Consider the following 9225-nt stretch of genomic DNA (forward strand, 5'->3'; position numbering starts at 1 on the left):
GGGCGCCAAGTCCTGGCATCAGGCAATGCTACGCAGGGATTTTATGCTTACCCGTATAGATTCAGCAGCAGGACTGGCCTGCTGCCGAATGGGATCACTTGCTTGCAGGCAGCGGTGCATATTCTACAGGTAGGCTCCCGGGGGCAACTTGTACACCCGTGAAAATCTACGGGTAAACCCTTGCTGCGTCTCAAATCCAAAATTTAGAGCGATATTCATAACGGTTAAATTCGTTTCGCGAAGTTGCTGTGCTGCTTGCCGTAACTTCTGTTCGCGCATAAACGCTCAATTGTCAGGCAATAAGGATTCAATATTGCACGACTCCTGAACTGGCGTTGGACAAAAAAATCCCCACAGAACTGACAATTCCGTGGGGCAGGCTTCTATTTACGATTCAGAATACGCAGGAAGTCGGTCTTGCTGGAGATTAATGAGAGCGCGTTGGAAATGATTTCATCGCTGAAAATCGACGCCACGTCTTTCAGTACATCAATATGTTCTTTCTCTTTGGCAATCACACCAATGGCAATAAACATGACGTTGCTTCTGTCCCAGATCACCCCGTCGGGGAACTGGAAGATCTCCACGCCGGTTTTAAGGATGATGTGGGTCTGAGATTTAGGTAAATGGGGCAGGGTAATCCCATTGCCGAGAAAGGTAGAGACCTGATGCTCTCTTTCGCTAAGGAAAGCGACACAGTCCTGGCTGACATACCCCTTGGCCTTAAACTCTTTTCCCACCATCGCTAAAACGTCGGCTTTGTTTTTTGCCTGACATCCCAGATGAAGGTTCTCTACGGTAATCGTATCTATCATTGCCCGTCTCCATTCATTTTTTTCAAAGCGTGAGGGTCTCAGCTACCTGCAGACAGCTCTTCTTCAAGTTGTTCTAACGATTTATTCGACGTCTCCGGCAGCGCTTTCACCACAAAGATGATGGCCAGATAGTTGATGACGGCGAATATCAGGAATACCGGCCCGAGGCCCAGCTTCGCCTGCAAGACAGGGAACAGATAGCTGACGATGGCATTCATCACCCACATAAAGAACACCGAAATGCCCATCGACAGGCCACGGATTTTCAGCGGGAAGAGTTCCGCCAGCACCACCCAGGTCAGGAAGCCCAATGTCCCCTGCATCACGCCAACAAACAGTGCGCCCAGCAGCCAGATGGTGGTGGCCTTCATATCGCCTGTCAGAGAATAGTCCGCCGCGGCGATAAGCAGATGAAGCGTCGCCATCAGCGCAAAACCAGACACGATCAGCGTTTTGCGTTTGAAACGGTCAACCAGGTACAGTACGCCAAACAGCATTCCCCCTACGGAGAAGACCCCATTGAGGACGTTACAGATCAACGACACTCGTTCAGAGAATCCGGCCGTTTTAAGGATTTCGGTGCCGTAATACATAATGACGTTAACGCCGGTCGTTTGCTGAATGGCTGCCCAGGCAATGCCTACCAACAGTAATTTCAGGATCCAGGGAGTATTGAAGATAATCTCCATGGCACCTTTGGTGTGCAGCTTCTTTTCTTTTTCGATCTCCATCAGCGTGATGATGTCTTCATATTCTTTAACAGCACGCGCTTCCGGACGGATCTGCTTCAGGATTTCCAGAGCTTCTTCCCGCCGGTTTTTACTGATCAGCCAGCGAGGGCTTTCTGGTGAACGCCACATCCCGACCAGCAGGAACACCGACGGGATCGCCTGCACCAGTAACATATAACGCCAGACTTCAGGCAGGTGACCCCAGACAAAGCCGATTGCCGCATTGATAGCGAAGGCTAACAGCTGACCAATGACGATAGCCACCTCGTTCAGCCCGGTGAGTTTGCCTCGCATTTCTGTTGGTGCTACTTCGGATATAAACGTGGGGGCAGTGACCGATGCCCCTCCTACGGCATAGCCCAGGATGAATCTGGCGATCAGAAGAGTAGTGACGTTTGGCGCCATGGCGGAGCAGATAGCCCCCAGGAAGAAGACGACGGAGAGCCAGAGTAAATATTTTCTACGGCCGAAGAAGTCAGCCAGCTTTCCCCCACAGACGCTCCCGATGGCGGCACCAATCAGCAGCACACTCATGACCAGGCCTTCCGACGTTGGCGTCAGGGCCATGTTTTCTTTCAGTGAAGAGAACGCGCCATTAATGACTCCGGTGTCATAACCAAAAAGCAAACCTCCAAACGTAGCGACCAGGGCAATCTGATGTAATCGTTTTCTCTGTTGTTGATTAAGGTGCATCACCAAAGACATGTTTTTACCTTTTTATTTGATTATCCGTTCAAAGCCAGCAGGGTTTACACCACATGACGTCTACTTCTTTCCTCTCCTGCGGCGGGTGCCAATGGCTGACTGGGAACCCGTTTTGGCTATCCAGCGGTGAGGCACTCACCGAGCGATATCGGTTAAGAAGATAGCATTATGTTTGAAATAAAAATTCTACTTACGTCACATTGCGATTGATTGATTTCATTGAGGTGGGGTTTGAGATCATGGCTTAATTTTCACTGTTTTAATTTAAGTTCATAATCCACTGATTTATGGTGATTTAAAATCATCCAGTTGAACTTCTGCGTTTTTTCCCAGCTAGTCGTTGGAAAATCCCTCCATTCACACCCTGTTTTCTGAATGTTAATAATTCATTTTGTGTTTATTTTGGAAGAAAAATTCCATTACAAAAAGTAGGCCTTTCCGCTGGAATTTACAGGGTGACAGGGGCGAGCAAACATCCTGTGATGTTGATTGTGCCACTCACTTTGCCAGAGGGGATTTGCCCATCGGCTGGGGGCAGCATGACGGTTAGCGGGGCAGGGAGGTTGGTAAGACTCAGGCATAAAAAAACCACCCTAAGGTGGCTTATTATGGCTGGAACCGCACTTAGAGGGGTTTTGGTGAAAACTGACCAATGACCTCTTCTGCCACGTCATTCTCGATCGGCTGATTATGCGCTATCAGGTACTTCTGCTCACCCATCTTAAACAACGTTAAGTCATAAGGCTCATCATCAAAGGTCAGTTGGGCCGGGAAAGTTGGGCCACCCTCATACTGCTGGAAGCTGACAAATTCACCGCCAGTCCCTTTTAAAATCAAGATGTCATAAATCATTGTCTGTGCTCCCTGTAACAGTTTTAGGTCCCGGGCAGTATACCGCGCTGTTTTTTACAGGACTACCAGCATAAACAGAGAGCAATTCGTCCCATCCAGATGCCAGGTCTGGTGCGAAACTTGCGCCGACCTCAGTCAGGCGCAAGCCCGGTATTACTTTACTTAAAGAGCGCTGTTACAACGGTTTTTTGGCCGTTTCTTTGGCTGCAAATACCGCCAGTAGGGTAATGAGTAGCGCTAACGAGACATAACAAGAGACGGCTAACGTAGTGCTGAACTCCGTGAACAGCGTGGTGATAATTAAGGGAGCGAAGCCTCCGCCAACAATTCCTGACAACGTATAAGCTAACGAAGAGCCAGCGTAACGCACGCGGGTAGGGAATTGTTCAGTGACAAACGCCGCCTGTGGGCCGTACATAATGGCGTGAACCTGCAGGCCACCAATAACGGCCAGGCAGATCAGCACAGGGTGGGCGCTGTCGAGCAGCATAAAGAACACGAAGGACCAGAGAATAGCCAGCGCAGCGCCCATGATATATACCGGGCGACGTCCCCATTTATCAGACAGCGCGCCAAACATCGGTACGGTGATGGCGTTGCCCAGCGCGCCAAGCATGGTTGCCATCAACGCCAGCGGACGCGGTAAATGCAGCACGGTGGTGACGTAAGTCAGCGTAAAGACGACCACCAACGCGTAAAGCACGTCTGATCCAATACGGGCACCGCCAGCCACCAACAGTGGACGAAGATGCTGGGTGAACACCTCTTTAATCGGGGTGTGAGTGGTGTTTTTCGCTTTTTCTAAGGCAAGGAATGCGGGTGTTTCACCCACGCCGCGCCGCAGCCACAAGCCAAAGATGACCAGTAACAGACTCAGCACGAAGGGAATACGCCAGCCCCACAGCTGAAAGTCTTCTGGCGACAGAAACAGCGTGACCAGCGTGATAAGCCCGGTGCCAATCAGTGTGCCGCAGGAAGGGCCGACTTGCGCAAAGGAAGCGTTGCGGCCACGTTGTTCAGGTTTGCCGTGTTCCATAGAAAGCAGGACCGCGCCAGCCCACTCTCCGCCAAGGGCAATGCCCTGAATAAAACGCAGGCTGACCAGCAGCAAGGGACTCCAGATCCCCCAACTGGCGTAGCCTGGCAGCAGCCCCATCAGCGCCGTTGTTACGCCCATGATCACAAGCGTAGTCACCAGCACAAACTTACGCCCCAGCACATCGCCCAAATGGCCGAATATCATGCCGCCAATCGGGCGTGAGACATAGCCGACCGCATAGGTCGAAAAGGCGAGAATGGTGCCGACCAGCGGGTCGAACGACGGGAAAAAGACGTGATTGAAAATCAATGCCGCCATGATGTTGTAGACAGTAAAGTCGTACCACTCAAGGGCTGTGCCTATTGAACTGGCCGCGGCGAGACGGCCGGTATTGGGCGAAGAGTATTCAGCCGGGGCCGATTTTGCTGGCAATGTTTTGGTTTCATCAGTGGAAGAAAGGCTCATGATTTCACCTCCTGTGCGGTCAGTTGCCAGCCCAGACCGTAGTGCATCACCGTATCCAACCGGACAGCCAACGCTTCACAGGCCTGAGAGGCCAGGCGCTGCGAGGCTTCAGCACTGCTGGTTTCAATCAGCATCATTGGCAGTAGCTGACGGTTTTCCAGGGACTCTTTGGGCAGCGGGGTACTGAGCGCAGCGTCCGGCGTTAACAGGCTTGAGTGAATAAAACCGGGTTGAGCAAACAGCACTTCCCCAAGGGCTACGATTTGGCTTTCTGCGGTACCGGCCGCCAGTGTCAAAATAGCGAGATGGCTGCCACTTCCCCTTCCAACCTGGGCGCTAATGGCGCAGACACGGCGCATCGGTGACTGCATCTTTTGCAGGCAAGCCAGTGACCATGCTGTTTGTTGCGTAAACGCGGCGTGATAAGCGGGAGAGGTGAAGCTTTCCAGCGACGCCGTCTTATACAGGCCAAGATATTTTCGGCCGCCTTGCAGCGACTGATAACGCGTGCCTGACAGAAATCCTTCAATTCTTACACGTTCTTCAACGTGTTCGCGATCGTACCATTGGTTAAAATCCGCTTCATCCTGAGCGGCGACGTCGGTGGCGACAAAAAGCATGCCCTGAGTTTTTGGAGAAGTCATCGTTAATCCTGCCGTTTTCAGTGTCATGGTTAAAAGGGATAAATCTTTGAGCGATGCGCTATTGCTGCGTTTTAAGGACGTTTTCGATCGCCAGAGCCCAGCTCATCAGCGCCTCGTCCTGCAGGGGCAATGCGGCCACCATCAGGCCGACGGGTGCCTCGCCTTTTGCCGCACAAGGCAAAGAGACGGCACAGCCATCAAGGAAGTTGATTACCGAAGGGTTCCGCAAGGCCGCGCCGTTAACGCGGAAATAGGCTTCGTCATCGGTTTCAAGTTCAGCAAGGGTAGGGGCAATAAACGGGACGGTTGGCATTAACAGCGCGTCGTACTGCTGCACTTTGTTGCTGACTCGCTTTTGCCAGTCGGCGCGTTGTTCAACCAGCTGCTGGCGATCGGTTTCTCCCAGCGCTTCACCGCGGCGAATACGCGAGACTACGCGCGGGTCATAACCTTCAGCGCGTTGCCCGATAAGCGGCTTATGCCATTTCCAGGACTCCAGCGCGGTAAAACCTCCGGCGGCGTTAATCGCGGCGAGTTCGGCGAGTTCGGTCAGCGGGATTTCAGAAACCTGTGCTCCAGCTTGCTTCAGGGCCCGCACTGCCTGCTCAAAAGCCGCTGAAACCTGAGCGTCCAGGCCGTCCAGCACCCCCGTTTGGGGAACAGCAAAATGGGCATCGGCGAGATTTTTTACCGTCAGCGATAACGGCTGTTCTGCTATCACTGCATCCAGAGCAACGCAGCTCAACACGTCGTGGGCAATCGTGCCGACAGAGTCGAGTGAAGCAGAAAGAGGCAACACACCAGCCAGTGAAATTCGGCGGGCGGTGGGTTTGAATCCGGTCAGGCCACAGAAGGCTGCCGGGATACGAACCGATCCCCCCGTATCGCTGCCGATGGCGCCGAAAGACATGCCATCGCTTACCGACACCGCTGCGCCAGAAGATGAACCACCAGGAATGCGGCGTGCTGCGCGGTCCCAGGGATTCGCTGGCGTTCCGTAATGGGGGTTAATGCCGAGTCCGGAGTAGGCAAATTCGGTCATATTGGTTTTACCAACGATCACCGCTCCGGCTTTCAGTAACCTGTCGACAATGGCTGCGTGAGCTTCGGCAACAGGTGCATCGGCCAGTACTGTGGAGCCGCCTGTCGTGGCTTCACCTTGCACATCAAACAGGTCTTTGATCGAAATAGGGACGCCATCAAGGGGGGAAAGTGTGTTGCCGGAAGCCCGGCGCTGAGTAGACGCGGCAGCCTGTTCTCGTGCCCAGTCGACATACACTTGAGTGAAGGCCAGAGCGCCTTCACCTTCGCTGTCGGCGATCTTAGCCAGGGCCTGTTCGGTCAGTTGGGCTGACGTCACGGCACCCAGCGCCAGTTGTTCACCTGCCTGCTGCAGGTTTAAAGAAGAGTGAGAATTCATGGCGATGCTCCCTTTTTCAATTAGAGGGTAATTGCGGTCAGGCTCAGGCGATTACGGGTAATTCAACGCTCTGATAGTGATGAGAAATGCGGCGGCCCACTTGCTCATCTACCAATTCCATCCGGAAGTCCGTTGCAGGACGAATGCCACCTATTGCCGCTACCGTGCCGCAGGTCATGCCAAGCCCGTCTGACGGCACTTCACCGTCAAGCAGGTAACGGCTTAAAAGATCATCAGGTTTGCGCAGGCTGGCTAACGTGCCTTCCTGATACAGGCGGAACTCGCCGTCTTCCTTTATCCATGCGCGCAGGATCAGCTGGTCCCACTGTTCCGCAACCTCACTCATTTTCCAGGCTTGTGAAGCAACAGGTTTGACGCACAGTTGTTTGGAAAGCGCCACGCTGTGAGACTCCAGCTCGCGGTCGGTATGATCTGAGGCCAGTGACACATACACTTCGCCCTGATGGGTGAAAATAAAGACTTCGGCTTCACCAGAGCTGGCGGAGCCAATCACTTCTACCGATTTACTTTGGGTCAGCTGATTAGCGGCAACGCGATAGAAAAGCGGCACTGCACTTGGACGGGGCACACCTAGCTCTTCCAGTTCACTAATATGGTGCGCGATAGCCTCAGGATCGCGTCCTGCCCATCCGGCAATCACCAACCTGTCGATATCGACCGTCAGGCTGTTTTTGTCATTTTTGTCATCATTATCAATTGAATAAGCTGTCGGTAAGGTAAATGTCAGTTTCATGGTAAAAGCCCTCCAGGCGCGAGTCTCGAAAAAATACAGTGAAATTTCACTATAACTTCATTTATTAAATAAGCGATTTTCGTGCCATGTTTTGTGTAGAATGTCTAAAAATCTTCACAGCACGCGCTGGATATGAAGACTGATGTCACAGAAACGGAGGAACGACCGGTGAGCGAACAGTCAGGGCTATCGTTAAACGAACAGGCGTATAGCCGTTTCAGGCAGGCGTTGGTCACTCTGAGTTACAAGCCAGGGGAATATCTGAATACCGCGCAGGTGATGAGCGACCTTGCGATGGGGAGGACGCCTGTTAATCAGGCCATTCACCGTTTAGCCAACGAAGGGCTGTTGCAGATTATTCCTCGCAAAGGCGTCATGGTGTCGCCGCTGTCGGTAGATGACGCGTTAGAATTGATTGAAGTCAGGCTGGCTAACGAAATGCTGTGTATGCGGCTGGCCAGTTCACGGATTTCTGCAGAAGAACTTTCGGCCCTTGAAGCGATCAATCAGCAGATTGAAAAGGCCAGTGAACGGCGCGATCGCGATGAGATGATGCAGCTGGATAATCAGTTTCATCAGCTCCTGGCGACCATTTCCGGCAATAAAATGCTGATGGATATTCTCAGCGTGCTGCATGCGCAGTCACAGCGCTTTTGGGCCAGCTCGCTGTCGAAAGAAGGGCACATGCAGGAAGTTATTGAGGAGCATCGGGCGATTATTAGCGCGCTTGCTGCACAGGACGGTGAAGCTGCCGCCACGGCCGCCGAAATCCATATTTTGTCCTTCAGGCATGCGCTACTGAGCCGATAATTTCTTGATCTCGCGGCCCTCCTTATCGTTTGGCGGGCTGCACCCTGCATTCGTTCCTTTATCTGCAAAAAATCTTCCTCCCCCATCTTGAGTAAACTTTCGACAGAGGTAAGATAGCCTTCACTTCCAGGGGGATCTTCAATGAAAAATGTCATCTTCAGCATGCTCGCCAAAATTTCAAAAATGGATGCCGAATCCAAGCAGTTAACCGCACAGGTGGAAGCGCAGTCGTTATTGATTGGTGCGCTGACGCTGACCGTCGGCAAAAACGGCGGGATGACCAGAATGGTGGAGAGCGTCAATAAAGCCATTAACTCGGTGCTGGATTCATCGGAAGATGTCCTCAGGTCCGATGCGGATATTCTGCTGACCGAATTCCGTAACCTGTTGGAGGTCACTCGTCTTATCGAACAGGCTGACGCAGAACTTGATGAAGAAGCTTTAGCTTCCTTGGGTGATGACTCTGTAGAAGCCTTGCCAGAGCCGAAATAAGGGCTGGCAAGGCTGAAGAAGAGTATTCGCTGCTCTCTTCAACGCTTAACGACCTGTAAATCGCAAGTATCCCCTAAAATTAAGCCCTGCATGAGGCGCTAACAACCTCTGTTTCACTAAGTGCGCTTGAATTGTGTAATGTTATATCATAACATTTAACCTTCTGTTACTTATTGAGGGTTCAATTTTGGCTGGTCACTTTGGAAAATTTGCTTTAGCGCTGGGGAGTCTTATCGTCAGCGGACAGGCTTTGTCGCATGGTCACCACTCCCACGGTGCGCCGATGACAGAAGTAGAGCAGAAGGCTGCTGAGGGAGTCTTTGACAACAACAACGTGAAGGACAGAAAGCTGGAGGATTGGGATGGCATGTGGCAATCCGTTTATCCTTTGCTGCAGAGCGGCGATCTTGATCCGGTGTTCAGGAAAAAAGCAGAGAAGGATAAAGGGAAAACCTTCGAAGAGATTAAGGCGTATTACCGCAAAGGGTACGCCACGAA

At 52.2% G+C, this 9225-nt stretch carries 11 protein-coding genes; 3 read left to right on the forward strand and 8 right to left on the reverse strand.

Going from position 1 to position 9225, the window contains the following annotated elements; translation table 11 throughout:
* Window positions 1-123: 123 nt before the first annotated feature.
* The 8 genes from WCC56_RS15695 to WCC56_RS15730 all read right to left on the reverse strand — a co-directional run bounded on the left by WCC56_RS15695 (window position 124) and on the right by WCC56_RS15730 (window position 7425).
* Complete coding sequence (locus WCC56_RS15695; protein ID WP_424693274.1) at window positions 124-279, reverse strand: helix-turn-helix domain-containing protein; 156 nt, start codon at window positions 277-279, stop codon at window positions 124-126.
* Window positions 280-383: 104 nt separating this feature from the next.
* Window positions 384-815: a PTS sugar transporter subunit IIA gene (locus WCC56_RS15700; protein WP_424693275.1), complete on the reverse strand. Its 432-nt coding sequence runs from the start codon at window positions 813-815 to the stop codon at window positions 384-386.
* Window positions 816-853: 38 nt separating this feature from the next.
* Entirely contained in the window at window positions 854-2251 is a 1398-nt protein-coding gene (locus WCC56_RS15705) for a sugar porter family MFS transporter (RefSeq protein WP_424693276.1), read from the reverse strand.
* Between the two features lie 624 nt (window positions 2252-2875).
* Window positions 2876-3103 (reverse strand): hypothetical protein, encoded by a 228-nt coding sequence (locus tag WCC56_RS15710; protein ID WP_424693277.1) that lies wholly within the window; start codon window positions 3101-3103, stop codon window positions 2876-2878.
* Between the two features lie 175 nt (window positions 3104-3278).
* Window positions 3279-4607 carry an MFS transporter gene (locus WCC56_RS15715; protein ID WP_424693278.1) on the reverse strand — a complete coding sequence of 443 codons (1329 nt, stop codon included), beginning with the start codon at window positions 4605-4607 and terminating at the stop codon, window positions 3279-3281.
* A complete protein-coding gene (locus tag WCC56_RS15720) occupies window positions 4604-5251 on the reverse strand; it encodes a hypothetical protein (protein WP_424693279.1) in 648 nt (215 codons plus the stop codon). The genes WCC56_RS15715 and WCC56_RS15720 overlap by 4 nt, the downstream gene beginning before the upstream one ends.
* Before the next feature lie 58 nt (window positions 5252-5309).
* The gene (locus WCC56_RS15725) at window positions 5310-6671 is read right to left on the reverse strand and encodes an amidase (protein ID WP_424693280.1); all 1362 of its coding nucleotides are present in this window, start codon (window positions 6669-6671) and stop codon (window positions 5310-5312) included.
* 43 nt (window positions 6672-6714) lie between these two features.
* Window positions 6715-7425 (reverse strand): DUF2848 domain-containing protein, encoded by a 711-nt coding sequence (locus tag WCC56_RS15730; RefSeq protein WP_424693281.1) that lies wholly within the window; start codon window positions 7423-7425, stop codon window positions 6715-6717.
* Window positions 7426-7557: 132 nt separating this feature from the next.
* On the opposite strand from WCC56_RS15730, the gene WCC56_RS15735 reads away from it, so the two are divergent.
* The 3 genes from WCC56_RS15735 to WCC56_RS15745 form a co-directional block, all read left to right on the forward strand.
* Window positions 7558-8235: a GntR family transcriptional regulator gene (locus tag WCC56_RS15735; RefSeq protein ID WP_424693282.1), complete on the forward strand. Its 678-nt coding sequence runs from the start codon at window positions 7558-7560 to the stop codon at window positions 8233-8235.
* A 141-nt stretch (window positions 8236-8376) separates the two neighbouring features.
* A complete protein-coding gene (gene iraP, locus WCC56_RS15740; protein WP_424693283.1) occupies window positions 8377-8727 on the forward strand; it encodes an anti-adapter protein IraP in 351 nt (116 codons plus the stop codon).
* A gap of 187 nt (window positions 8728-8914) precedes the next feature.
* The coding region (locus WCC56_RS15745) for a ZinT/AdcA family metal-binding protein (RefSeq protein WP_424693284.1) at window positions 8915-9225 on the forward strand (311 nt) is incomplete at its 3' end.

The sequence above is a fragment of the Erwinia sp. genome (assembly GCF_049696395.1).
Classification (GTDB): domain Bacteria; phylum Pseudomonadota; class Gammaproteobacteria; order Enterobacterales; family Enterobacteriaceae; genus Erwinia.

Coding starts and splice junctions, on each gene's coding strand:
- WCC56_RS15735 (WP_424693282.1), top strand. CDS start 7,558: ATGAAGACTGATGTCACAGAAACGGAGGAACGACCGGTGAGCGAACAG.
- WCC56_RS15720 (WP_424693279.1), bottom strand. CDS start 5,251: ATGACTTCTCCAAAAACTCAGGGCATGCTTTTTGTCGCCACCGACGTC.
- WCC56_RS15700 (WP_424693275.1), bottom strand. CDS start 815: ATGATAGATACGATTACCGTAGAGAACCTTCATCTGGGATGTCAGGCA.
- WCC56_RS15730 (WP_424693281.1), bottom strand. CDS start 7,425: ATGAAACTGACATTTACCTTACCGACAGCTTATTCAATTGATAATGAT.
- iraP (WP_424693283.1), top strand. CDS start 8,377: ATGAAAAATGTCATCTTCAGCATGCTCGCCAAAATTTCAAAAATGGAT.
- WCC56_RS15715 (WP_424693278.1), bottom strand. CDS start 4,607: ATGAGCCTTTCTTCCACTGATGAAACCAAAACATTGCCAGCAAAATCG.
- WCC56_RS15695 (WP_424693274.1), bottom strand. CDS start 279: ATGCGCGAACAGAAGTTACGGCAAGCAGCACAGCAACTTCGCGAAACG.
- WCC56_RS15725 (WP_424693280.1), bottom strand. CDS start 6,671: ATGAATTCTCACTCTTCTTTAAACCTGCAGCAGGCAGGTGAACAACTG.
- WCC56_RS15710 (WP_424693277.1), bottom strand. CDS start 3,103: ATGATTTATGACATCTTGATTTTAAAAGGGACTGGCGGTGAATTTGTC.
- WCC56_RS15705 (WP_424693276.1), bottom strand. CDS start 2,251: ATGTCTTTGGTGATGCACCTTAATCAACAACAGAGAAAACGATTACAT.